This is a genomic window from Blautia obeum ATCC 29174 (assembly GCF_025147765.1).
In the GTDB taxonomy this organism is placed as follows: Bacteria; Bacillota; Clostridia; order Lachnospirales; family Lachnospiraceae; genus Blautia_A; species Blautia_A obeum.
In genome coordinates this window covers 1,060,098-1,085,772 of record NZ_CP102265.1, presented here as the reverse complement: position 1 = coordinate 1,085,772, position 25,675 = coordinate 1,060,098, and the positions used below count along the sequence as shown (strand labels likewise).

The window sequence follows — 25,675 nt, the reverse complement described above, 5'->3', positions numbered from 1 at the left end:
TATTTGTTTGTATTATATAATATGTGTACACTAATTTCATTGTAATTTTTTCATATTTTATTGTAATATATCGTATTGTTCAATTATATGAGGTATTAATAGCCATGAGTTTTCAAAATCAATTCACCAAAACAACAACGGATGCCAACTTAATGGAAACCGTCCATCATGGAAGCGCCGAGTATCCTTTTCGCTATTATTATGAAAACATAGCCCTGTTTGATTTTAAGTGCATCGACTGGCACTGGCACAGTGAGCTGGAATTTATATATATCGAAAGCGGAAATGTGGTTTTTGATATTGGTACGGTTCACTTTGAACTTAATGAGGGTAACGGCATAATGATCAATTCCAAAATTCTCCATCGATTACAATCCTCAAGCGATGCCATCATTCCCAATTTTCTGTTTCAGCCTTCATTTATTGCACCACAGGACAGTCTCATTTATAAAAAATATATCAATCCTGTAATTTCATCTTCTCTTGAATATCTCGTTTTTCAACCAGATATTCCCTGGCAGAAAAAAGCTCTTGAAATCATAAAAACAATAATTGCAGTACAGGAAACAGAATTTAACCGTGAGATTATTGTATCTATGTCAGTTCAGCAACTCTGGATATTACTTTTAGAAAATCTGACTTTTGATCAATTTGAAAACATGGGCGCTGTAATTTCCAGAACACGGCTTCAGCTGATGATGCAATACGTTCATGCACATTATTCGGAAAATATAACACTTGAGGATATTGCCAGAACTGCAAATATCAGCAAGAGTACTGCCCTTCATCTTTTTCAGAATAACCTTAAACTGACACCGGTTAAGTATCTTATCAACTATCGCCTTACACAAGCAGCGCTTCTTCTAATAAATACAGAAGAAAAAATAGCCACAATCTCTAATAACACCGGATTTAACAACGTAGATCATTTTTGCCGAACTTTCAAAAAAACATATAAGATGACTCCTACTGACTATCGAAACCAAGAAAGAGCACCAGTTTCCTGATGCTCTTTCTTGCAATTCTATATATGGATATTGCCCCTATAACTTCATCTTTTCGTACTCAAAAAAGATCCAGCATATTATCCAGATATATCTTTTCTCTGACATGAATCTGGTATTCTGGTCTTGTCATATAATACAGCAGGAATTCCAAAATCAGTGCACTTCCCAGCCCGCGTCCTTCAATCTTAAAATTAGAAAATCCCATTAGCAGATAAATATCTTTGATATCTGTCACACTAATAAATCCAGGATTTGCCATTGCTTTTGAAAAAAGATATCCCTCTCCGGAATCAGGTGCTGCACAAATATGTTCCTGACAATTTTCTCCCAGATTTTTCCGACTGACTGTTTCGTAACAGGCTTTTCTGTCCTTACATCCAAACCAGCAGCATTCATTACACAGGAATTCCACTTTTTCTTTTTGCTGTGTATTCATCTGATTTAACTGATCAAATTTTTTATTAAGACGAAAATCCGGTACTACATATCTGAATTCCTCTCTGTCTATTTCCTGTAAAAAATCACTGAAATTTGTCAGTACTTTTGTAGTTGATGAGACCAGATAAAGACCCGGATAGTTCTTTTGCAGATAATATGAAAGTAGATCCGAATGGATGATCACACCATTTTGAGGTTTATTGTTTTTTTCCAACAACGCACAGAGTTCATTGCATTTCCGATCCTGCAAGTGTTCTTCCCGCAAAAGTGAATTACTGAATGTCAGTCGGGCGGATATCTGATATTCCTGCATCAGATCCAGTACTTTTTCCGCATCTGCCTCTCCAAAGGATGTACGGCCTCCGCCCCAGATACAGTCTGACGGAGCCCCGTATATTGAACCAATCTCACACCAGTCATAGAAATATTCTCTATGTTCCCGGAACAACGGCAGAAATACTCGGTACAGTTCATAAAACTCAAATAGCCCCGGAAGATGGTAATATGCTCGTTTTTTCATGCTAGATCTCCCGACTGTCTTCTGACTTTTCTATAGAAAACCAATGTCAGCACTGTAGCGGCAATCCAGCCAAATGGCCATGCCATCCAGATTCCAGTACTTCCATAATTTCTGCTGAACATCAATGCAAATAGAATTCTGATGATCAGATCCGGCACAGTTGCAGCAACAAAATATGTCATTGCACCGGCTCCTCTGATGATTCCATCTGTCATCAGCTTTACTACGATCATAAGATACCAGGGTGCGACTATCCGAAGGAACTCCATTCCTGCTGTAATCGCTGCCCCACTCTCTGCATTCAGGAACAGTCCCATCATCCGTCTGCTGAATCCTACATACAGAACAACAAATGGTACAGTTGCCACCGCTGAGAGTTTCAGACCAGTCCGAAATCCCAGCGGTATTCTTTCTGCTTTGCCAGCGCCAATATTCTGGGCAGTATAACTTGAAAGGCAGGATCCCAATGTCATAAAAATATTAATAGCAAAAGTGTTCAGCTTAATAGCGCCTGAATAACCGGCAACAACTGCCGAGCCATAGCGATTGACAATATCCTGTACAAAAAGATTTCCGACACTTAGTACACTCTGCTGTAAAATACTTGGTACTGCAATTGCAAATATCTGAGTAAAATATCCTCTGTCGAAAAACGGCTGTTTTTCTTCTCCTGCAAAAGACCTGAGTCTGGAAAACAATGTCAACAGTGCAAGTACAGCTGAGATCCCCTGTGCGATAAAAGTAGCCCAGGCAACACCTGCAACTCCCCAGTGAAACTGAGCCACAAATATCAGGTCAAGGATAATATTGCCGGCGGATGATCCCAGTAGAAAATACAATGGAGTTTTGGAATCGCCCAACGCAGTAAATACACCAGTACATACATTATAAAGCATCAGAAAAATCATACCGAATACATATATTTTGAGATACAAAATTCCATCTGCCATAATATTCTGTGGTGTATGTATCCATTCCATCATATTACTGCTGAAGAAATATCCAAAAACAGTGAGTACCGCCGCAAGTCCGAGTGAAGAGACAAAAGCTGTCGTTACTGCGCGCTTTACTCCTTTTCTGTCACCTGCGCCAAATAATCTGGATACTACCACAGAAGCTCCCAGGTTCATTCCCACTGCAAATGCCATAAAAATAATTGTGATTGGATAAGAAGCACCTACAGCTGCAAGCGCATCCTCACCAGCGAATTTTCCTGCGATCATACTGTCCGCAATATTGTAGATCTGTTGAAACATCACGCTAAACATCATCGGAATCCAGAATCTCCACAATGTCCGGTCAGGATGCTCCTTAGTAAAATCTGTAATCATAATTGTTATACTCCTGAATGATTCAGGTGTTCTCACCTCAATCACCAGACTGTTTTTACTGTTTCTCTATTCTTTATTTTACTTTGCAATCTATTTCAGTTTAATTTTAAATCTTGCTTTCTTTCCACTTCCATCAAGTGCTGATGCAGTAATTGTTACTGTCTTTCCTTTTCCTGCTTTCAGTGCCTTTACCTGACCTTTTGATGTTACCGTTGCGTATTTATTGTTACTGCTGGTCCATTTTACAGTCTTGTATGCGCCGGATTTTCCACTGACTTTTGCTTTTAATCTCTGGGACTTATTTATTTTCATTGTTTTTTTGCCTGAGATTGTGATCTTTGTTACCGGATTCTTTGTCGCAGTCAGTTTATATGTAGCCTTTGCATTTCTGTTATTCTTCAATGCAGCAGTAATCACAACCCTCTTACCACCGGTTTTCTTTTTAAATGTTACGACACCGCTACTGTTTACAGTTGCTACTTTCTTATTACTGGAAGTCCAGATCAGATTGGATGGATTAACAACTCCTGAAGAAGTTTTTACCTGCAGTTTTGTTTTCTTTCCCACTGCTACTTTTCTCGTAGTACCTGTAATAGTCAGTTTCGGCTGGCTGGAAGTCACATTGGTTGTAGTACTGTTTTTCTCCCAGATTGCTATATAAACAAGATTTCCTGACAAACCATATGGTTCTGTTGCCTTAACCCTATACCCATTCTGGTCTACCCACTTTACAAATGTATAGCCATTTCTCACAGGATTCTTCAGAGTAAATGGTGCCGTTACCCCTACCGTATAAGATACAGGATTTGCCGGATCATTTATTCCGCCATTCAGATTATAGCTGATCGTGTGCGTAGATCCCGTTCGAAATTCTACCTGAGATACGCTGAATCCGGTATCTTCGAACCATTCAGACCAGTTCGTATACCATCCCAAGGTTGCACCGGTTCCTTTGATTACTGAAACTTTAGCAGTACACAGATTTCCCAGATAAAACCAATCTTTTCCGGTAAGTTCAGGAAAATCTTTTGTTGTATACCAGCTTCCCAGGCTTTCTCTGTCCTGGTAATATCTTCCCGTAATATCTTCCGGGAAGACAATTTTATTCACTTTACTTCCATAGAATGCGAATACATAAATACAGGTCAGATCTTTTGGAACATTATATACGCCTCCCGGATTCTTTGCCGGTGGATAAAAGAACAGATCATTCTGTTTTCCTGCTTTCCAGTATAAAACTCCATCTGAAGAATAGAAGCCAGTATCTCCGGCATTTTCCACATAAATTGCTTTCAGATTATATGCCTTGCAGAATACGGATTTATAAATTTGCAAATAGGAACTGTTCCGAAGATCAACCGTAATCTCCTCTACTTTGGAATTTTCAAACATACAGCTCTGATCCAGAAATTTCTCATTTACACGTATCTTAGGAACGTCCAGTTTCGGGCAGTTTTTAATTTTTGTAAAATATACCTGATTAATATCTTTCGAAGCATCTACACGCTCCAGATTTGGGCAGTTCTCCAATCCAATCTCACTAAATTCTCCGGTGATCTCCAGTGTCTGCAGATTAGGATAATCCGCCACCTCAATTCCACCATAGTCTGTATAATCGCCCCAGAGTGTTAACGTTTTAATTCCGCTATGGATTTTTGTCGGAACTTCATATCTAGAATCCCAATCTACAGACCACTGGTCTTTCATCGTCAACTTCTCTAATGGGATTACATTATGGTTATTTTCTCCCCATCCAAAAATTGCACCTGCTCCTACCTTCACTCCACCAAGATCCAGTTCTTTCAGGTTTACAAATTTCCCAAAAAGTCCATAGCAGACTCCATCTGTTGCATTGGAGAAGATCTCTTCAGAAGTCATGGTCTTCGGTAAAACAATCTTTTTGATCACTTCAGGGCTGAACATGCTGAATAAGCCACTTCCCTCAAAATCAGCAATTGTTGAGACTGTTTTTCCACCAATAGCAGAAGGTATGATCAGCGCATCATTATTCTGGCTACTGCTGTCGGCTTTTGCATTTCCCCAGACTCCCTGTGAACCGGTGATTGTGATCGTTCCGTCATCATTATAATAACCATTCCAAATATAGCCAGCATCGTCTTTAATATTAATTGAGGTTGGTCTGCCATAAGCACCTGCTTCCGGCTGAGAATCACTGAAATCTTCTTCTGTTTCAGCATTCTGATCATCTTCTGGCGTAATCTCCATAGCGACCTCTTCATTTGTCTGGGTTTCTTCTTCCTCGAGATCTATATCCGGAAGTTCTTCTGTTTCATCTGTTACCTCAGCGAAATCACTCATTCCAGAATTTCCGTCTTCTGTTATTTCTTCTGCCTGAGACTCGTTTTCGATCTCAACCTCTTCTTCCGCCCAGACAGGAACCACCGGTGTCATACTTAGCGATGCAGTCACTGTAAGATGTTATATATGCTACATTAATTTTATCATTATATATCATTAATCGTCAATATATGTTATCACAGACAACACGGGCGTAAATTTTTTATTTAAATTCCACCGCATGCTTATGCGGTGGAATTTACTCCCACGCAGTTGATATTTACTCTTTCATACAAAAATGATACGGTTATCTTTCCTTCTGACAGCAGTAGAATGAAAAATCATGAGTAAATATATACCAGGAAACCAGAAACATCTTACACTTGAAGACCGTATTTACATCGAAGATGAATTGAACAGGGGAACAACCTTCAAGGACATAGCTAAGTTTTTATGCAAGGACCCTACTACCATATCCAAAGAAGTAAAAGCCCACCGAATTTCTGACTGGTACCATAAAGGCACTTTCTATAATGCAAAAAATTTCTGCGTACACAGGTATCACTGTAGAAAAACAAATGCTTGTGGAAAGATCATCCTTTGCGGTGTGAAATGCTCTTCCTGTCCAACATGTAACCAGACCTGCAGGGACTTTGAAAAAGAACGTTGTTCCCGTTTAGATAAGGCTCCGTATGTTTGTAATGGATGTCCAAAGAAGATCAGTCAGTCTCCGTATCAGATTGTTACCAACCATCCGGAACTGGAATTATCAGTCAGAACCCTGTACAGCTATCTGGATCAGGGACTGTTCACAGCACGTAATGTTGATCTGAAACGCAAGGTGAAATTTAAACCACATAAATGCCACAAAACACAGATTTCAAACCGTACAGTTTTCATTAATCGTACTTATCAGGATTTTCAGACGCTGCATCTGGAGTCGTTTACTGAAATGGATACTGTTCATTCTTCCAGAGATTCAAAGAAGACACTACTTACCTTCTTTTTCACAAAGGAAAAGCTGTTTCTTACCTTTCTGATGAACCGCTGCACGGAGGGTGCTGTCCGACTCATTTTTGACCGGCTGGAAAAGCGTTTGGGGACTTATGGATTTATCTCAACATTTGAACATATATTAACCGACCGCGGAACAGAATTCGGTGATCCTGAAGCATTGGAAACAGGAGCAAATGGCATACAGCGCACCAGTATTTATTATTGTGATCCTATGCACAGCGGACAAAAAGGCGGTCTGGAACAGGCACATACCATGCTCCGTATGGTGCTTCCCAAAGGAACCAGCTTTGAATTTCTCTCCCAGTGGGATGTAAACCTGATCGTAAACCATATCAATTCAACGCCCAGGGAAAGCCTTGGAGGACGGACACCATACAGTGTCGTGCTTGAAACATTAGGTGAAGAAGTGTTAAATGCATTTCAGCTTAGACCGATTGCCCCGGATGAGGTCAATCTGACGCCTAAGCTGATACGCTTTAACTCTTAATAGAACAAAACTAATCGAAATCTGCTGTCAGACTGGAAGTAAACTTTTCACATTTTTTGAATGCGACCGGTGGAATTTAGTCTGACACACTACCTTCCAGTGGTCCGTTTAGCATGCCATAAAATCAAGAGATTTTCGATAAGTTGAGCTAATTATAACAGAAAATGCAGGATTTTGCTCAAAATCCTGCACAAAATCAGTAAAATTTAAATCCTGATGGAATTTACTCTTTCACTGGAATTTAACTTTTCAAGTCAGCATTTCTGATGCAAACTATTAGCTAGATGATTTAATCAAAATAAAATAATTAATATCCGATTTCTTCAAGGATCGCATCAATCATCCTCGCATTTGCCAGGGAAAATCCCCTGGTCACTGCCGGTGTTTCCTTTCCTTCCACACAGCGTCCCATCTGTTCAACTTCAAGGCGGTAGTTCTGTGGAACAGAGATGGTTTTCATCTCTTCCCTGCCATCAAAGAAAGTTATTGTGTAACTTAATTCCCCGTCTCCATTAAATTCAAAACCCGTTCCTTTGATACTGCCTTTCGTTCCCTGGATTTCGAACCGGTCGATATGCCTGTCAAGGTCCGTTGCCAGTGCCATGCCGCAGGAAAATGCTGCCTTTTTACCGTCCGCGTATTCAAATATAGCAGATGTAAGCGTATCAATTTTTTCTTCCGAAAAGCTGGCGATTGCTCTTACCTTCGCTGGTTCATCACCCAGAATACGCAAGATCAGGCTGGTATTGTAAACACCAAGATCATAGGTGCAACCGCCAAGGGTATCTCTTCTCATACGGATATTCTTCGGGTCATAATCCGAAGTGATGTAGGCAGACTCCATATAGCGCACATCTCCAATGGTCCCATTTTCAATCTCTTTTCTGACCGCAGCAATGTACGGGCTGTGCTGGTATGCAAATGCTTCCATCAGGTATACATGATTTTCTTCTGCAGCTTTAAACATTTCTTCTGCCTGTGCTTCTGTCGGTGCAAGCGGCTTTTCACAGAGCACATGTTTGCCGCTTTTAAGAGCCCGAATCGTCCATTCATAGTGCATGGTATTGGGAAGCGGGATATAAACAGCCTCTACTTTTGGATCTGCAAGTAATTTCTCATAGCTTCCATAGGCTTTTTGAAAGCCATAGGTTTCTTTGAACCGTTCTGCTTTTTCCATGTTTCTTCCTGCAATTGCGTACATTTCACAGTTTTCTGCCTGCAGCATGCCTGGGAAAGTACTCCTCTCACAGATGAATGCAGTTCCCATAACGCCCCATTTGATTTTTCTCATAGCCTTTGCCTCACTTTCCATTTTTTAACCCCAAATTTTCACTACAAGATCTATTAACTTTTCCTAGTCAAAAAAACTTCCCTCAAATACCGCTGTCAGCAGTGCTCCTGTACACCCATAAACGGTCGCTTCATCTTTAAAACCGGATTTTACCACCTGTATCTGGCGATATTTCCGTTCAATATGCCGTTCATTAACCAGTTTCTCTATCTTACAGAGATATGGATCTGGAATCCAGTAACCCTCATGGCCGATGATAATCTTCTGTGGATTCAGGCTGTTGACAAACCCTACCAGCGCACAAGACAGTTTCTCTGTCATTTCGGTAAAGACCCGATCCATATCCTGCTGTCTTTTGGTAAATGTATTCCCTTCACCTTCCTTGATTGCTTCATCCATTTCCTGGCAAAATCCCCGAAAATCTTTCATATCCCCAGTTACTTTTTGAAGCTGGCTTTCAAGTACATTGCTGGAAATATAGCGTTCCAGGCATCCCCGGTTTCCGCAGCTGCATGGTTCTCCCTGCCAGTCAATGCTCGTATGCCCCAGTTCACAGATCATTCCACTGGTATTCGCATACAATTCCCCATTTACAACCAGTCCGGAGCCCACACCGTTCGCCAGATCTACATAAATAAAATCCTCACAGTCCGTTCCTGCGCCATAATATTTCTCCATGATCGCGGCACAGTTACTCTCCCCATCAAAAAAGACTGGCATATGACAATGTTCCTCTATTTCCCTGGCAATTTCCAGGTCATGCAGCCCATAAAAATTCGGCGGTGCCAGGATCTTACCCCGATTCTTATCCACCGGCCCGATTGCGCCGATTCCAATCCCGTATATCTTCTCATCTCCCAGTGTTTCCATAATCTGATCCAGTGCATGAAAGATGTGCTCCATCAGCTGAGGTGCTGTCTCTTCAGTTACCGGAAAACAAATCTTTTTTAGCAGTTTCAACTGTATATCGCAGAGAATCACACTGCAGATTTCCCGATAAAGATGCACACCGATCAGCTTCGGTGCCTTATCTGAAATGCATAGCTGTACCGGATTGCGTCCCTTTCCTTCTACCTGTACTTTTTGCCGTTCCTCAAAGATCCCTCGTTCCAAAAACTCATTCACGATATAAGTGACGGTCATCTTGGCAAGTCCCGTTTTCTGCGATAACTCGATCCTGGAACTGCATTGTCCTGTCGCGATCAGTTTTAGGATCAGCCCCCGGTTTCTCTGTTTTAAAAGTGTATTGTTGACTCCTGATTTCGCCATTTTTCCTGCTCCCATATGCTTTTGGTCTTATCTTACCACAAAATCATTTCGCCATCGTATTCTTCCATAGCCCGGATTCCCCAGATTGTCGCAAATCCTGCACCATGTGCCACATCAAACATTCCTCCAAGTTCATGTTCCATCATATGACTTGCCCAATCGCCGCCACCTACTTCGAGAATAAAATCCCCTCCATGCATTGTGATGCTTTTATTTAGTACAACGTTTTTACTTTATATTTATATAATACAATCTTTTTACTATTCGTCAAGATAGAACACAAAAAAACTACAGATTTTTTTCTATAACTTTTCCCGGTGAAATATAGAAAAAAGGATACAAGACAATTTGTCTCATATCCCATAAAACATTTCAAATTTCTTCAGCTCCTATATAAATCGTAAGTATTGTTTATAGTTTTATTATACAAGTGGATCAAAGGCATTTGAGGTTAATTTTTTATTCAATCAACTGAAAATATTAGTATTTTCTCTCGATCATTCTTCCCTTCAAACAAATCTTCTGTATTGATCTCATCGTAGAACATCAATTGTTCTTCGGTCATGAGACAGCCAAGGTATTCTTCTGACGGATAATAAAACATCAGTAAAATTTCTCTTGGTTTCTCATAATATGACTCATAAATTCCAGCAAGAACTTTGCGCAGGATCTCCACAGAAAACGGATTAAAAAAATAACATCTGTCCACTTCAGACGGGACTGTATATTTTTCTGCACTGGTCAGTTCAAACGAAACCTTCCTGCCTGATACAGCATGTTCTCGGTTTGCTTCGGCACTCTCAAAAATTCGCTCATCATACTCAACACCAATAGATCTGCATCGCGTCTGATAAGACAGATAAAAACATACTCGTCCCTTTCCTGTACCATAATCCAGAAGCACATTTTTCTTCGTTATCAAGCCATTGTTTGCCAGCCGCTCCAATACACAATACTGCGTCGGCTCATATGGATATCGATACTGATCCGAACGAGAATCGTCCCGTCCGGTGGTTTTGATCTTCAGCAATTTATCCCATTGTGTTTCATTTTGGTTCATAAAATCATTTCCAATCCTTCCATATATCCGGCTGATATCCGAGCGTAGACTGCTTTCCATTTCTGACCACCGGTGTCTTGATCACCTGCGGATTCTCAAGTACCTTTTCCAGTTTATCCTCATTGGCAATATATTTAATCAATGCAAGCATATCTTTGTCCTTGCATTCCCAGTTAATCATATTTTCAAGACCACCGTTTGCCTGTGCAACAGAAGTAAATTCACCCTTACTCATGCCTTTTTCTTTCATATCAATAAATTGAAATTTAATACCACGTTCTTTAAAAAATCGTTCTGCTTTCTTCGTATCGTTACATTTCTTTGTACCAAAAATCTGTATGTTCATCGTGTTCTCCTTTTCTATTTCGTTGTAAACATATCCAAAAAATTCACTGCTACATGTCCATACCAATCCCTGCTTTTCTCAATTTCTTTATTCCAAAAAACTCAAAATTCGTTCTACATATGCCTGCATCGTCTCGTCATCACTTCCAAATATTTCATGTTTACTTCCAGGCATATACATATATTCACATGAAGTCCGCCCTTTTCGCTGCAGTTTCTTCGCAAATTTTTGTATCGCCTGGACAGAAACAAACGCATCTTTCTCTGCCTGAAATAAAAGTACCGGTGCAGTAAGTTTTTTCCATCCATGATATCTCAGATACCAGCTCATTTTTATTGAAGCAAGAAGCCATCCATAAGAGGCTGCACTTGTCTGGATTTCTCTGGATTGCTTGCGGATCTCGTTATACCTGGTAAATCTTGCTTCTGAAACTGCAGCACTTGTCTCAAGAATTTCACTTCCGTCATAAGGTTTCTGACCGATCACATACCTTGCATTTCTTCCCGCCAGACATTCTACCTGTGCAATTGCAACAGTCACCGACCATGGCACATTTCCGGTAAGCGGCCGTATCATCGGCGAACTGAGTATGATCTTCTGAAAAAGCTCCGTCTCCCATGCAGCTGCGATCGTGCCAATCGCCCCGCCCATAGAATGTGCAAACAAAAACAACGGAAGCTCAGAATACTGCTCTTTTACTACATGACACACCTTCAGAAAATCTCGTACAAAACGTTTCCATGTATCAATATGTACCAGTGATGGATCCTCTGTCAGTCGATAACTCAAACCGTGACCCATATGTTCTGGCATGCACACATGGTATCCAGCCTTCAGAAAATAATATATCATTTCATCATATTTCTGTGCACCCTCCGTAAAACCATGACTTATGATAATAACCCCCTTTGGCCTGTCTGTCTCATAAAATTTCACATGAAGTTTGCCGTTTTTTTCTCTTCGTTCAGGCTCTTTTGCTCCTGTAATATAACATTCTCTGCAATGTGCATACAAATACGGCTCCACTTCATCTTTCATAATGTCCGCAAAGTTATCTTCCTGTATAATTTTCATTATCTCTGCCCACCAATAATTCCATTAATCTTTTTCTCATTATAAAATACCAGTATAATTCCGCCAATACAACAAAATACTGCTGCGCCAAAAGCAGCCACACGATACCCTGTTCCATCTCCTGCACCAATCGTAGACACAGCTGTAAAAATCAGCATAGAAAGACTCTGTCCAAGTTTGAACGCAAACGTTCTTGCTGCATAAAACATTCCTTCACGATTACTTCCGGTCCTAATCGAATCACTCTGTGCAATGTCAGCCACTACTGCCTGTGGAAGAATTCCGAAAATTGCCATAGGAAGTGCCGCCACAACTGTCAGGATCAGTCCCTGTACGGTTGCCGGAATAAAGATCATTTTTCCCATAAACCCTGTATAAAAATAAGCCAGACTGAATACGGCAAATGCAAAAAGAATCATCTTTTTCTTTCCAAGTTTTGGAGTGAGCTTATTTACAGGTACGTAAAATACCAGTGAAAGTGCAGTCATTCCAACAAAATATAATGTTGTCATTGTCTCTGGAAGTTTCAAAAGACTGGTAACAAAAAACGGCAGGCCCGTCTGAAACATCGTCAGTGCGATCCAGTAAAAAATATCCGAACCCACAAATTTACGGAACTCACCGTTTTTGAATGTAGCAACCAATGAACGAAACGCGGACTCTTTTGCCGGAACTGTATCCACATAATCTTTTTCACGAATGCAGAATACCGGTACCAACATACAGATAAAAGCTACCGTAGCCATCAATGTAAACGTCACACGAATTGCTCCAACTCTGCCAAATGCCGGAATAAATACACCCCAGATCATCGGTGCCAGATAAGCCACTGCTGTTCCTGCGATAAACGTAAATGAAATCACGGTAGAAATATTCAGTCTCTCCTGCTGCGTGTGTCCAAGCTCCGGAATCAGTGCATTATATGGCGTGCAATATGCAGTAATGGAAAGATAATATGCCAGGATCATTACCAATAGAAAAACTGCGTTGATCCAACTGTTTTTATTGACCGGTGACCAGAATACCAATACTGTAGAAAGCACCAGCGGCAAAGATGCCCATTTCAAAAAAGGAATTCTCCGGCCATTCTTTGATGTACATCTGTCAGACCAGGATGCAATCATAGGATCTGTAAATGCATCGAAAATTCTTCCAAACGCTGTAATTCCGCCAATGATCGTAAAAATCCCCAGAACTACCAGTCCCTGTGGAATAAACACCGTCTGTCCCTGACTGATTGCCGTTTTATCCGGCTGATAGAAATACACAAGCCAGTTGGATATGATTCCAGATAACATCGCCCATCCAAACTGTCCTGCTGCAAACTGCCATATTTTTGCTGTTGTTAACTTTTTCATGTTATACCTCCTGATACTATTTTTATCTTGCTACACATTGTAATTTTATCCCTTGATTCCCCCCAACAGCAGCTCCGTGACAATACGGAACTGCCGATTTCCTTCAACCGCCTGGTCTGAAGAGAGAATTTCTCCTCCCACCGCCAGTTTCTGCATCACTGCCAAGAGAGTATGCGTCAATGAAAAATACATCTCGTCTATTGAACAGGTAAAAAACAGACTTTCATCTGCCAGCCCTTTTTCCAATGCATCTGTCACATACGGTTTCAGTCGTAAGATACCACTCTCATAATCTGTCAGCCGCTCTTCAGAAATCTGATATTTCTTTACAAAAACATCAAACTCCTGTAGAAATTTCAGAAATGCTTTTTCTTCCTGAAATATTCTTTCCAGAACATTCATGATTTTCTGAAGCTGCACATATCCTGTGTCAGTCTGCTCCAGTTCTGTCAGATATTTCTCCGCGACTTTCTGCCAGTAAAATTCAGCCGTCTCTATCACCAGTTCTATTTTCGTAGAAAAATACCGATATACCGTAGCAACACCTACCCCTGAACACTTCGCCACTTCCTCCATAGATGTATCTTCCACACATTTCTCCCAGAACAGTTGCATCGATGCCTGAATGATCTTTTCACGTCTCTGCTGTGCCTGACGTTCTCTCGTTGAAGGTACTTTTTCTGTTGTATCCATTTTTCTCACCACCTTCTTTTGAATGCTGATTTTGCTTTAAATATCATTTTTCATTTATGATAGTGATACTATCATTTTTATTTGTGCTATACAATAGTTTTTTATATTATTTTATATTTTTTGTGCATTTTGTATATAGTATAGAGATAAAAAGACACCTGTCAATCAAGACAGATGCCTCTCACACTAATATTCTATTATTTCCAGCTTTTCCACACATCCGGCTGATACCCCAGCGTAGACTGTTTTCCATTTCGAACTACAGGCGTTTTAATCACTTGCGGATTCTCAAGTACTTTTGTTAATTTATCTTCATCCGCAATATATTTGATCAACGCAAGTGTATCTTTATCCTTGCCATTCCAGTTGACCATATTTTCAAGACCACCATTGACCTGTGCAACGGATGTAAACTCGCCCTTACTCATGCCTTTTTCTTTCATATCAATAAACTGATACTTAATGCCACGTTCCTTGAAGAAATGTTCCGCTTTCTTCGTATCATTACATTTCTTTGTACCAAAAATCTGTATGTTCATAGTCTCCTCCTGTCTTTTTTTAGATACTAATACGGAATTCTGAAATAATCCAAATATGCCTTATAACGATCCTGCGCAGTAAGACACGTATCCATCAAATATCCCTTTTCACGGTTCCATTCCTTCAAACCACGATAATAAAACATTTTTAAATCATCTTCGATGATAAACGGAACAATATTATGTTTCAGGCATTCCTTAAACATAAGCAATCTTCCAACCCGTCCATTTCCGTCCTGAAACGGATGTATACGCTCAAATTTTACATGGAAGTCTAAAATATCTTCAAAAGTTATTTCATTTTTACGGGCATACTCACCCAATAATACTTTCATCTTTGTAGAAACTTCTTCCGGAGATGCTGTAGCCATACCTCCTACTTCATTTGGAACCCTTTTATAATTTCCCACTGCAAACCAGTCTTTTCTCGAATCACTCGTTCCATTCTTCAAAATCAGATGTATATTTTTGATAAACTTCTCTGTCAAAGTTACCTTTGCATTGTCAATAATCAAGTCTATGCATCTGAAGTGATTTGCTGTTTCAATTATATCATCTACATTGAAAACTTCATTTTCCATACCAATCGTATTTGTCTCAAAAATATACCTGGTTTGATCATGAGTCAGCTTACTTCCTTCCATATGGTTGGAATTATATGTTAACTCAATCTGCGTTTTATGATAAATTCCTCCAGAATACTTTTTCGCTTTCTCTTCCTGTAAAATATCTAATAAAGTACGCGGCGATTTCACTCTCTTATTTGCTCTTTCCGGTTTTTTCGCATTCTCCGGAATGTTCCAGGTCTTTCCTGTAAGAAAAGCATCCGGTACACGTCCCTGGGCACAATAATTCCGCACACTTCGCTCTGAGATATTCCATTTTTTCGCTGTTTCCGCCACTGAAATATACTTCATATGCACACCTCTGATTCATAATTTAGTTGCATATAGTATATCATATTATCGGCAAAAATATTCAAATACATTCAATATATTTCGTGTTTTTGCCGTTTCATTATCTATAATCCTTTGATACATCCAGATAAACCCGCTTACCGTTGATATAATCTGCATAGGCAACTTCCGGATCTTTTCCACGAAACACCGTGCATAAACCACACATATCACAATCTGCAATGCATCTGAAAGTATTTTTTATATATTCTCTGCGTTCTTCTTCTGTAGAATTTTCTATTTCCGGTGGTCTCATAATTACACCTACTTCACGAGCCCTGTGTTGCTTCTGTATTCTTCATTAAGCTCACGCAGTTCTTTTTCTCCATTAATGTACGGTTCATAAAAAGCATCTACCGCTCCGCCGCCCAGATTGTCACAGCCATTACAGAAATCACATGCACCACCACACTGATTCAGGCCCTCCTGAACAATACGAATTCTCTCTTCTTTTGTTGTATCCTTAATCAGTATACTTTTTATTTCCATAATCATCATTTCCCTTCACTGTTTCAGCTTCATTATAAATAACGTTTAAATGCCCTTTTCATTTTTATACAAGTGTCCATTATGTAATCAAACTGCTCCGGCCATGTCGCTCTGTCATCCAAATCAACCGTTTTTTCAATCAAAATACGACTTGCTTTTCTTTCCGGCAATTCTTTCCATTCTAATTCCATTTCCATATTTTTCTCTATTTCATCTTTATGAGCAAACAAACTCTTAAACAATTCTTTGTCATCATTTATATACAGCTCAACATCAACCGCTTTTCTTTTCTGGATCTGCGACACAGCGATATGGCAGGCAGATGAACCGATGCTGAAATCCATCCAATGATCCGTTGTCGGTTTTCTTTTATTAAAAATCCTTGAAAAATTTGCATCAGTAAACGCATAATCATTGAATGCCTGCCAGTATTCCAGTCTTTGTTGCTGGGTTGAATTGGCTGACGCTGTTTTTCTGATTTCCTTTGTCCAGTCATTTGGTCTTTCAACAACTGTAAAAGCTGGTGCTATCTGTGAATCTCCAATCTGAAACAATTTTATTTCACACAAAAAGAATCCAATTTTATCATCTGTATGATTATTCAGCCATTCTACTGCTGCTTTATGTTCCTCACGAGCATGTTTCACCACCCAGATAACCACATCTGCACCTTTTCCTGATGCATATGTAATTAATTTTCCAAGATGGTCATGATCCGTATCCTCTAACTGATTTTCAATTATAATCTTCCTGTCTGTTCCCGTTTCAGAAGCATAAATATCTACATTAAAATCACCAACCGAAGATTCAGTCTCATCCACAGTAATATCCAAACCTACAGCATCTGCCAGCAGATCTACATTCTCAGCTACCCATGGAGTAAAATTCAATGCCTCATGCGGCCATATACTTCTTAAATCTGTAATTTTCTTTAATGTTCCAAGATTCGTCATTGCTCTCTCCTTTTATTAACCTTTAATCTTCTGGTTTTCCTTCGATAGCTTAATCTAAATAATATTTTAATACAGGATTCCAAAATAATCCAGATATCTCTCAGTCATTCATGTATTCATAGTAGTACGATTCATCTGCAAATAATCTGTACACACCATCTACCAGCCCCATGTAACCATCTGTAACGAAATATCCTTTCATGAAATTCACCGCAGCCTTTCTGAAATCTTTTACTGTTGATTCATTTGATATACCTATTATCTCAGAATGGCAATGCAAAAATCTGTACTTCCAAAACTTTTTTATTATTTTTTATATATCTTCTCTTCGATACTTCAAAATATATTCCCATTTCGGAATTTATTTTAGGATTTCAATACTTATATTCCCATTTGGGAATTTATTCCAGAACATAGTTTCCGTTGCAAATCATAACACTTTCGTATATGAATTGTTTACCGTATACGAGAATTAACATTTATCGTGTACAAATTTATAACAAAAGAAAAGAGCCGTTTTCTCGACTCTCTAACCTTAAGACACTTTAGTACATTTTTGTCTCATACTATTTTATTTATCATTTTCTAAAAGTGCTTTCCAATTCTCTTTAAATCCCATTGTTGTTATATCAACATTCTCATATTTATCGAACAATATCTCTATCTTATCTACAAACATATTCCAATGATTATCATTTTTCAAAATATGTTTAAGACATAACAACACTCCCAAAATACGATTATTTCCAATACCAGCTTCTGAATATTCCTTGTACAACATTGGTGTTTTTGATAATTTTGCATTATACAAGCGACCATAATGTGCACATATATTTCGAACATAAGAAATGCTCTCTAACCAACTCTCTAAGTACGTATATCCTATCCCAAACGATTTCGCTATTGCTTTTTTATCTGGGTTTTTCATATTTTTGTAAAACTTAGATAATGTACCAAAACTGAAAACTTCCACCAGCGCATATATTGGCAACATCCCACCTGCATAGTTCATCCGAAAATTCTTAACAAACGGAGCCTTAGAATTTCTTCTTATTTCTTCATGAACATCCTTCAAGAACTCTTGATGATATTTTACATTCACAAAATTATCTGCTTCTAAATAACCTAAAACACCATATTTTTCAGCGAAATAATTCGAAATTCTACATCGCACATTTATTTCTATTTTTTCGATTTCAGGGAATATAATTTGACGAAAATTTGCATTAAAAAGATATAAATCTACCAGTTGTTGAAACGTAATGTTTTCTCTATATCTTCCTTCATTTGTCTTAAGATTTAAACTATAGGCTTTAATCAATCTAAAGTATGAAATGTCATTTAATATTCTTTTCGCATACTCCTCATCTTCGACAATCAACCCAATATTTTTTAAATTCTCTATCTGTTCATCAATTGTCATAGGAGGCTGATGTTGTTTTACTTCTCCCATCCAACATTCTCCTTAAATTAAAAGACCCAACGTGGTCCGCATCGTTGAGAGGCGTGTTGGGTTCTGTTAATTATTAATATATTCATTTTAAGGAAAAAATCAACCGTTAAGTATACTTTTTTAATTTATGATAAAATATCTCCCAATGCATCTTCTGCACTGTCAACACTATGATATCCTGTTTCTTTCGTGTTGCCATTACTGTACTTCATAGTAATGCCACCTTTTGTATCTCCTGGCTTATAGTAATAATATCCCGAATACACATTACCCGGCTCATCTTCACTAAAATCCCAATGCGTACCATAATTATAATAAAGCGCATCCATAAAAGCCTCATTATTAAAGTATTCTGCATATAATATCGTACCATCATTTTTATCAAAAGATACCTCCAGAGTATCTCCTGGATTTGCATACCTCTGAAGCGCTGCACCTTCTTCGAACGCGATATTATAGCATCTTTTCTTCGGTGTTCCATTATAATCTTCTGCCGTATATGCAACCTCATACTCTTCGAGCAATTTTAGAAGATCATCCTCTGTTGTATCTTTATCGATTGCCAGAAACATCTTTTGTATATCATCGTATTCCTTAGTTGACTCTACTGGTGATTCAGTTGGAACAGCTGACGCTGCCACGCTAAAAGATGCTGTAGATACGACAACACCGACTACAACTCCTGCCAAGCTAATTTTTATTATATTCTTTTTCATAGCTATACCTTCTTATCTTTTTACTTTTCCCAATAAATCTGTGCTTTCCTGTACGAGTCTAGTCAAGCACTCTTAGTATTTCTATATATCCCCACTAGATTACCCAAATAACCGCCTTCTTCGGTCCTAATCATCACATCTACTACCCGTACCCTTCTAATTAATAGTCCTTATATCCAACTTACCTAAACGTCATGCATAAATAGCAATAGGAATTACAATAACTGCAGGACTCTCGATTTTAGTCCGTAATTCAGGTAAATTGAACTGCTTCATATCATCCGTTTTTAACTCAGCAAACAATTCATTTAGCAAATCTTCTTGAAAAATCGATAACGAAGTTTTTCTAAGTAAATCAATATTTTCAGTATCCTCTTTACATATCGATATTACTTTTCCAAGGATCTTAAAATGTCCTCCAAGTATTTCAGATATATTATCATTGGCAAGATATTGTTCTTGTACTGATAATACTGTTGTTCCCTTCACATCTGATAGAATAAAATCTATTGTTCCACTGTGTTTTAATTCATCAGTAAACGACTTAATTTGCTTTACTACCTCATCTTCTTTTTGTTTCTGATTTTTCGCTTGTGTTCTGTTACCCAATTGTGTTTTTTCGGTAAAAATATCTGCCATGCGAAACAAATCAATAAAACTGTCCATATAATTTATTATCGGATTTTTTTGCAGTTCACCCTCGACTTCAATAAAATCTCCCACTCGTACTTCTGAAAAATTCAAATCAGATTTTAATATTTTATTTTCTACTAAAAAGCCTCTAAATTTTGATAAAAGCGAAACATTTGTATGCACTTTTTCTTTAATAACATTTTCATTTTCCCCTTTATTTCCTTCATGGCTTAATCCACCAGAAACATCTATCTTTAAAAATTTACTCAAAATAGGCGCTGAAGTTGATATTCCTGCATCAACTTTCTGTGCAGAACTACTTTCTTTATGCTCTGTATAATTAATTTGACTTACCATCGAAAAACCATCTTCTATAATAGCAAGCATATCCAAAACAATTTTCTCGTTTATATACACTGGAATAATTAATCTATCCAGTTTTATATTATTTTCCATATTTGCACTCCTTCCATTCAATTTTATACTTTTAGTGTCAAAAATTTGAAATTAATAGTATTCTCTAACGGTATCAAAACAATGTCGTATCCGCTACAAAGATCTTAGTTTTCCAATATATACGTCCCTATAATTCATGCTCAGGACAAATATATTATTTAACCTGTTTGTCTATCAACATCTGTCGCACAATTTCCATCATACAAGCATCTGTTGCCATTCGTTGATAATCTGGAGCTACCTTTCTAGCAGCTTCGCAATAATCGGAAATAGCTTTAACCATATCACAAATATTTTTTTGTTGTTCTACATTTCTCCAATTTTCTAATTGCTGTACATAAGTGTTTTTTAGATACATTGGATTAAAAATATCATATGGATAATTTTCATAATTCATCAGTTGTACCTCCTACCTTAAAGAAAGTAATATTGTATCTTATAGTTCCGATTCTTTTACGTAAGAATCTTTATCTTTAATACTCCCAAATCTCATATCCCTGCCGTCTTGCTGACTCATACACCGGCAACATATTCTTCTCCAGAATATTATAAAATTCTTCCTCTGTATTCCCCTTCCGGTACAGTTCCTGCCCAGCCCAGATAGAATGCAGATTATCTCCATAACAGACTTCAAATCTTTTATGTATATTTGCATTTTCATGAATCATCCCATACAAGATATACTGATTATAAGCAAAATCTTTAAAGAAAGGATTCCATTTCGGAAGGCGATTACTCTTTGAAGAATTCAAAGAAGATTCCATCGGCATGAGATTCCATAGCTCATCGTTCATTACAAATGACCATGGAATAAAATGATCCACATCGTACTGCTTTGGAACAATTTCACGTCCAGTAAACACATCTCGAATCTCTCGTACTTCCAGAACACCCTCCCACAATTTTCGAACATTGGATAGCTTACGCATTTTGTCATTCATAGGAACCAGTTTATAAATAAGTCCTGGAACTTCCGGATTATTATTTTGCAGCCATTTGACTTTTTCATATTGAATCCATCCAAGAATATTTACCGTATTATCCTGAATCATTTTAATCCAATCCTGATGAAAACGAACCTCTTTCTTTAACTTGCTACTCTCACCTAAAACGTATGGAAGTGGTGTTATATTATCATTAATTTCTTTAATATACGTCGTCATACGGCGAATGCTATTCCACTCAGCCTTTTCTTTACTGCGTGCAAAAAATCCTGCCAGAGCTCTGTACGGAACCATATTTGTAAGCTGTTCTTTAAACCTTTTCAGCTCTGAATTATATTCACCTATAGCATTTTTAATTTCTATTTTCGAAGCATTCGCCGGAAGTGTACTGAGTTCTGTCAATTGCAGAATTGCTCATTCCAACCCATCACGTACCATTCCATCTGCCTGTAATCCACTAAGATGGATGTGAAATTCCCGCACAGAATACCAAGCATTTGCAATCATTTCGTCGATAATCGCATCAAATGTTGTTTCTGTAATACCTTCAGAAATCAGATTTACGATTGCTTCCAACCAATAAAATTTATAACAAAAGGACGGATCTTTCAACATCTGTGAAAAGCCCTGTATATCAAGTTCGTTGTAATATTGAACTTTAATATTTAACACATTTTCCTGCGTAGGATAATATTGAGCCATCTTTCGTCCCCTCTTCCATCTCTAACATCAATTGTTGATCTAACTGCCTTACCAGTAGACCTTCTAAAAATCATATCTGATCTCCTATATCAATTTTATTTATTAAAATAATTATATCATTTAACTATCAGCATCACAATTACAGTTTTTGCGCTATTCTTTCTGTTTAACGAATGAAAAAAGACACCGACCGCAGTCAATGCCCTTTCCCCTCTCACTTTATGCTCTTTTCGTTGCTTCCTTGTAACCTTTTTCTATACTTTTACACGCTCAGGATATGTACGAAGACTAACTCATCTCCTTCATAAAATTACTTTTCAACCTCTCAAAATCTGCGTACCATCTTTCCCCTAAATTGGCATTTAACAAAAGAATCATTTCTTCCATATCAAAAATCTGTATTCTCGTATCCATTTCTTTTAATGCTTTTGTAGCGTAACCCGATGTAAAAATAACTGCTCGGGTTGCTTCTTCACTTAGCATGGTATATCCTAACGCACGCACTGTTTCTTTCTTTAACTCACAAGTTTTGTACAACTTGCATTCTACAAAAACTTTCTCTTTTCTTTCATTCTCATTAATTTCTGCAATGATATCTTTTCCACCGTCTCTCGTTGCCTTCGTCAAATTCACTTTATATCCTAACGCTTCATATAATATGGCAATTAAAATTTCAAACTCTCTCGAAGTTAATGAAAAAATATATGCATTTTTATCAGAAGCACTCTTTATATATTTTTCCTCGATAATATCCATCGCATCCGAAATGCCATATATTCGATCATCTGGCATATATATACACTCGGCATCAAAATACATACCTAAAGCTTTTAATGCTTTCATTGGATTAATATTTAATAACGGAAGCACCCAGGTTAATCCTTCCCAAGCTTCTTGTTTATTTTTTATACGATAAATCCGTTCATTATATTTCAATTGATTCATACATAACTCATATGTTTGTAAATTTTTTTCTTTATTTACTTTGTCCTGTACATATTCTTTGTAGAATTCATATGTGTCAACTGTATCTACTCCTAAAGTATATGGCTGAAGCAGTATTCTCAATAACTCTTTAATTTCCATATCACTTTTCTGCTCAATATCTTTCATCCACTCTCTAAAGGGAACAAAAAACTGTGGATAAACAAACTCTTCATTACGCTTTCTCAATTCAATCCACTCTTCAAGTGAATTGTAATTGTCGGTATATATTTCAGGTCTTTCCATTTTTCACCTCACACCTGACTTTGTCATTTTTCTTAGTCGCAGTTTTGCTCCCCATAGTCGCAACCTCACCGCCTTTAGTCGCAACTTGACTTTCATTATCCTACCCCAAAATCGTATGAGTGCTACTCATCCAGTAGCCCCTCCCAAACCCATCTCCTTCTGCAAACTCTGGTTCTTTTCCTGAATAGAATTTATTGTATTTGAACAGATTTCGCACACCTGAGCCAATCTACTCCACGTATCCAATATTTCTGATAGATGCTTCATAAACATATTTCACAATTTATTATATTTCTCTTTCTTCCCTTTCGCCTTGCTCACGGGATATTTCTCATTATTGACCTTAATCTTCTCCTGCACAATCTCATCGATATCCAGTCCACAGGCATCTGCCATGAGGACGCAGTAATTTAATACATCTGCAAGTTCTTCTTTGATTTTTTCCTGTTTTCCCTCATTGGATACGTCTGTACCGCTCCACTGGAATACTTCGAGGAGTTCTGCGGCCTCCAGGGAAATGGAAATCGCCAGATCTTTTGGATTGTGGAATTGTTTCCAGTCACGGTCATCTCGAAATTTCAAAATTTGTTTTATTGTCTCTTCTGTCATTATTCTTACTCCTGTTCTGCTGCCTTTTTTAAGGCTTCTCTTAACTGGTCATCGCATGCATATATGTACAGACCATTTACTCCACGTGTCATAAGAACACGAACCTCATGCTTCAGCAATTCTTTTGCAAAGTTCTGCTTTGTACCGTCTTCCATTGTTCTCTTCTTGGTCGCTTTTCCGTTGCTGCTTTCGCTTGGATCATAAACAATTTTTCCATCACGATATTTTACAGACTTTCCAAGAATCACTCCTGCATAGTTGAGATCAAATCCCTGAATTGTATAAGTTGAACCAACTTCGGCAATTGTGTGTGCCTGCTCTGCCCATGCCTGTTCTTTTATCTTCTTTTTCTCATCTTTATTAAGATTTTGTTCCAGTTCGTAGTTCCATGGCTTATGCCATCTCTGGTCTTCTATCCACACATCTACTTCCCAGTATTTTTTTGATGTATCCTCCGGCTTTTTGCCTTTCTTATAATCCCAGTCATAATTGGCAATGACACGCGACAATCTGCTCTTCTCACTGTTTGCTTTTTTCTGTATTTCCAGATCCAGTACTTCCGGTGAATCAAAGATTTTTATTTCATAGTCATGATGTGGAATTTTGTTTATAATCTGTTTTTTCGTAAAAGCATCGATCCATTCAAGTGTCTCATCATCCGCCTGCATACGAAGCTGTTTGGTCAATGTGATATGATTACGCTGCTCAATTGCCTTATTGCGATACCTGTCAATCATCTGCTTTTCCCAGTACTGGTCCATTCGTAATATCTGATTTTCATCAAATACAATGACAACAACTTTCGCTCGTTTTACGATATCATCCAGCTGATTTTTCCCACTGTATCCCTGATTTCCCTGTGTAAAAAGCAGATGTGCTTCATCAACAAAAACAACATCCACCGAATCAGGATCTTTATGTCTGTTTAAAAAAGTAGAAGCCTTACTTACCACATCTTTATACTTTTCTGTGATTCCAAGCTTCTTCGCAATATCAGAATACACTTTTACCTGTTCATCATGATTGACCACCATGCAGCATTTAAATTCTGTATTGTCTTTTTCTTCTTCCTGACAATATAATTCATAGAAGATACTGCTGTTCAGAACGGTCTTTCCAGTACCTGCTTCACCATCAATAAATATGATTTGTTTTTCATTTTTGTTTCTGGCCGATGCAATACAGTCCAGAATCTGGATTTTTGCATCCTCCTGCTCGTCTGTTAATTTATGCAATGGCGATGCTTTATAAATCGCAGAGTCTTTCACGATATTTTCATCTGGAAAAAGTTCCTCATCCGACTCATGAAGCTCTGTCCAGATTTTCTGAAAAATCCCCTCAAATTCCTCAGATGGATAATAACTCTTCTGGGGATTTCCTCTTCCATTGTGTACCTGTCGCACTTTATCCACACTCATGAGATAATGCATAAGACGATTTTCAACATCCAGTGTCAGGGATTTATTGAAATGTTCATGTCCGATGATATAAAGCGAAGCGTCTTTTTGCAGCATTCTATGTTGCCAGGTTTCATGTTTGATTCGGTTATGATAATGCTGTCTCGTACGTGCAAAGATATTGTTTGATTCCCCGACATATACATCATACTTATTCGTTTCCGGCCAGTTGTGGATGTATACCGTCGGAAAGTTCATGATAATGTCTTTGGTATCTTCTGCTTCATTTGTTTTGATTTCTTTCTCAAATTCAGCCAGTGCAGTTTCATTGTCTTTTATTTTTCTAATAATTGGTTTTGTGATGTTCATGCTCATTATCGTTTTTTATAACCCATCTTCCCTTACGGTT

Annotated in this window: 27 protein-coding genes; 2 read left to right on the top strand and 25 right to left on the bottom strand. The window is 38.1% G+C overall.

All coding sequences use genetic code 11. From position 1 onward, the window contains the following. Positions 1 to 104 precede the first annotated feature (104 nt). Positions 105 to 1,007 (top strand): helix-turn-helix transcriptional regulator, encoded by a 903-nt coding sequence (locus NQ503_RS05185; RefSeq protein ID WP_005426755.1) that lies wholly within the window; start codon positions 105 to 107, stop codon positions 1,005 to 1,007. Positions 1,008 to 1,065: 58 nt separating this feature from the next. Here NQ503_RS05185 and NQ503_RS05180 read toward each other — a convergent pair whose 3' ends face one another. The 3 genes from NQ503_RS05180 to NQ503_RS05170 form a co-directional block, all read right to left on the bottom strand. Further along, entirely contained in the window at positions 1,066 to 1,965 is a 900-nt protein-coding gene (locus NQ503_RS05180; RefSeq protein ID WP_005426757.1) for a hypothetical protein, read from the bottom strand. Next, positions 1,962 to 3,296 (bottom strand): MATE family efflux transporter, encoded by a 1,335-nt coding sequence (locus tag NQ503_RS05175; protein ID WP_005426766.1) that lies wholly within the window; start codon positions 3,294 to 3,296, stop codon positions 1,962 to 1,964. The genes NQ503_RS05180 and NQ503_RS05175 overlap by 4 nt, the downstream gene beginning before the upstream one ends. Before the next feature lie 90 nt (positions 3,297 to 3,386). After that, complete coding sequence (locus tag NQ503_RS05170) at positions 3,387 to 5,708, bottom strand: Ig-like domain-containing protein (protein ID WP_005426771.1); 2,322 nt, start codon at positions 5,706 to 5,708, stop codon at positions 3,387 to 3,389. A 229-nt stretch (positions 5,709 to 5,937) separates the two neighbouring features. Here NQ503_RS05170 and NQ503_RS05165 point away from each other — a divergent pair, with 229 nt between their 5' ends. Next, positions 5,938 to 7,098, top strand: a complete 1,161-nt coding sequence (locus tag NQ503_RS05165) for an IS30 family transposase (RefSeq protein ID WP_005426775.1) — start codon at positions 5,938 to 5,940, stop codon at positions 7,096 to 7,098. A gap of 307 nt (positions 7,099 to 7,405) precedes the next feature. On the opposite strand, the gene NQ503_RS05160 is transcribed toward NQ503_RS05165, so the two are convergent. The 22 genes from NQ503_RS05160 to NQ503_RS05055 form a co-directional block, all read right to left on the bottom strand. Continuing rightward, entirely contained in the window at positions 7,406 to 8,389 is a 984-nt protein-coding gene (locus NQ503_RS05160) for a Gfo/Idh/MocA family protein (RefSeq protein ID WP_022388654.1), read from the bottom strand. Between the two features lie 63 nt (positions 8,390 to 8,452). Continuing rightward, on the bottom strand, positions 8,453 to 9,658 hold the full coding sequence (locus NQ503_RS05155) for an ROK family protein (RefSeq protein ID WP_044925944.1): 1,206 nt from the start codon (positions 9,656 to 9,658) through the stop codon (positions 8,453 to 8,455). A gap of 32 nt (positions 9,659 to 9,690) precedes the next feature. Beyond that, positions 9,691 to 9,858, bottom strand: a complete 168-nt coding sequence (locus NQ503_RS05150; protein ID WP_005426781.1) for a hypothetical protein — start codon at positions 9,856 to 9,858, stop codon at positions 9,691 to 9,693. Positions 9,859 to 10,121: 263 nt separating this feature from the next. Further along, on the bottom strand, positions 10,122 to 10,718 hold the full coding sequence (locus tag NQ503_RS05145) for a class I SAM-dependent methyltransferase (protein ID WP_005426783.1): 597 nt from the start codon (positions 10,716 to 10,718) through the stop codon (positions 10,122 to 10,124). Positions 10,719 to 10,722: 4 nt separating this feature from the next. Continuing rightward, the gene (locus NQ503_RS05140; RefSeq protein WP_005426785.1) at positions 10,723 to 11,064 is read right to left on the bottom strand and encodes an arsenate reductase family protein; all 342 of its coding nucleotides are present in this window, start codon (positions 11,062 to 11,064) and stop codon (positions 10,723 to 10,725) included. 87 nt (positions 11,065 to 11,151) lie between these two features. Continuing rightward, positions 11,152 to 12,138: an alpha/beta fold hydrolase gene (locus NQ503_RS05135; RefSeq protein WP_005426786.1), complete on the bottom strand. Its 987-nt coding sequence runs from the start codon at positions 12,136 to 12,138 to the stop codon at positions 11,152 to 11,154. Further along, positions 12,138 to 13,496, bottom strand: a complete 1,359-nt coding sequence (locus NQ503_RS05130; RefSeq protein ID WP_005426788.1) for an MFS transporter — start codon at positions 13,494 to 13,496, stop codon at positions 12,138 to 12,140. The genes NQ503_RS05135 and NQ503_RS05130 overlap by 1 nt, the downstream gene beginning before the upstream one ends. Before the next feature lie 45 nt (positions 13,497 to 13,541). Next, complete coding sequence (locus NQ503_RS05125; RefSeq protein ID WP_005426790.1) at positions 13,542 to 14,189, bottom strand: TetR/AcrR family transcriptional regulator; 648 nt, start codon at positions 14,187 to 14,189, stop codon at positions 13,542 to 13,544. 197 nt (positions 14,190 to 14,386) lie between these two features. Continuing rightward, a complete protein-coding gene (locus NQ503_RS05120) occupies positions 14,387 to 14,728 on the bottom strand; it encodes an arsenate reductase family protein (protein ID WP_005426791.1) in 342 nt (113 codons plus the stop codon). A 26-nt stretch (positions 14,729 to 14,754) separates the two neighbouring features. Further along, positions 14,755 to 15,645, bottom strand: a complete 891-nt coding sequence (locus NQ503_RS05115) for a Fic family protein (RefSeq protein WP_005426793.1) — start codon at positions 15,643 to 15,645, stop codon at positions 14,755 to 14,757. A gap of 100 nt (positions 15,646 to 15,745) precedes the next feature. Then, the gene (locus NQ503_RS05110; RefSeq protein WP_005426794.1) at positions 15,746 to 15,940 is read right to left on the bottom strand and encodes a hypothetical protein; all 195 of its coding nucleotides are present in this window, start codon (positions 15,938 to 15,940) and stop codon (positions 15,746 to 15,748) included. 8 nt (positions 15,941 to 15,948) lie between these two features. Beyond that, positions 15,949 to 16,173: a hypothetical protein gene (locus NQ503_RS05105; RefSeq protein ID WP_171030286.1), complete on the bottom strand. Its 225-nt coding sequence runs from the start codon at positions 16,171 to 16,173 to the stop codon at positions 15,949 to 15,951. 32 nt (positions 16,174 to 16,205) lie between these two features. After that, positions 16,206 to 17,126 (bottom strand): DUF4268 domain-containing protein, encoded by a 921-nt coding sequence (locus NQ503_RS05100; RefSeq protein ID WP_005426796.1) that lies wholly within the window; start codon positions 17,124 to 17,126, stop codon positions 16,206 to 16,208. Positions 17,127 to 17,697: 571 nt separating this feature from the next. Next, positions 17,698 to 18,579: an Abi family protein gene (locus tag NQ503_RS05095; RefSeq protein WP_005426799.1), complete on the bottom strand. Its 882-nt coding sequence runs from the start codon at positions 18,577 to 18,579 to the stop codon at positions 17,698 to 17,700. Positions 18,580 to 18,704: 125 nt separating this feature from the next. Then, positions 18,705 to 19,295, bottom strand: a complete 591-nt coding sequence (locus NQ503_RS05090) for a hypothetical protein (protein WP_005426801.1) — start codon at positions 19,293 to 19,295, stop codon at positions 18,705 to 18,707. 192 nt (positions 19,296 to 19,487) lie between these two features. Beyond that, positions 19,488 to 20,384: a DUF6414 family protein gene (locus tag NQ503_RS05085; RefSeq protein WP_005426803.1), complete on the bottom strand. Its 897-nt coding sequence runs from the start codon at positions 20,382 to 20,384 to the stop codon at positions 19,488 to 19,490. A 154-nt stretch (positions 20,385 to 20,538) separates the two neighbouring features. Beyond that, the gene (locus NQ503_RS05080; RefSeq protein WP_005426805.1) at positions 20,539 to 20,781 is read right to left on the bottom strand and encodes a hypothetical protein; all 243 of its coding nucleotides are present in this window, start codon (positions 20,779 to 20,781) and stop codon (positions 20,539 to 20,541) included. Positions 20,782 to 20,857: 76 nt separating this feature from the next. Further along, on the bottom strand, positions 20,858 to 21,730 hold the full coding sequence (locus NQ503_RS05075; protein WP_227191094.1) for an HNH endonuclease domain-containing protein: 873 nt from the start codon (positions 21,728 to 21,730) through the stop codon (positions 20,858 to 20,860). Between the two features lie 12 nt (positions 21,731 to 21,742). Further along, complete coding sequence (locus NQ503_RS05070) at positions 21,743 to 22,030, bottom strand: hypothetical protein (RefSeq protein ID WP_005426808.1); 288 nt, start codon at positions 22,028 to 22,030, stop codon at positions 21,743 to 21,745. Positions 22,031 to 22,318: 288 nt separating this feature from the next. Further along, the gene (locus NQ503_RS05065; RefSeq protein WP_005426811.1) at positions 22,319 to 23,260 is read right to left on the bottom strand and encodes a restriction endonuclease; all 942 of its coding nucleotides are present in this window, start codon (positions 23,258 to 23,260) and stop codon (positions 22,319 to 22,321) included. Positions 23,261 to 23,536: 276 nt separating this feature from the next. Beyond that, positions 23,537 to 23,869, bottom strand: a complete 333-nt coding sequence (locus tag NQ503_RS05060) for a nucleotide pyrophosphohydrolase (protein WP_005426816.1) — start codon at positions 23,867 to 23,869, stop codon at positions 23,537 to 23,539. A gap of 5 nt (positions 23,870 to 23,874) precedes the next feature. Next, positions 23,875 to 25,635 carry a DUF2075 domain-containing protein gene (locus tag NQ503_RS05055; protein ID WP_242650180.1) on the bottom strand — a complete coding sequence of 587 codons (1,761 nt, stop codon included), beginning with the start codon at positions 25,633 to 25,635 and terminating at the stop codon, positions 23,875 to 23,877. Positions 25,636 to 25,675 lie beyond the last annotated feature (40 nt).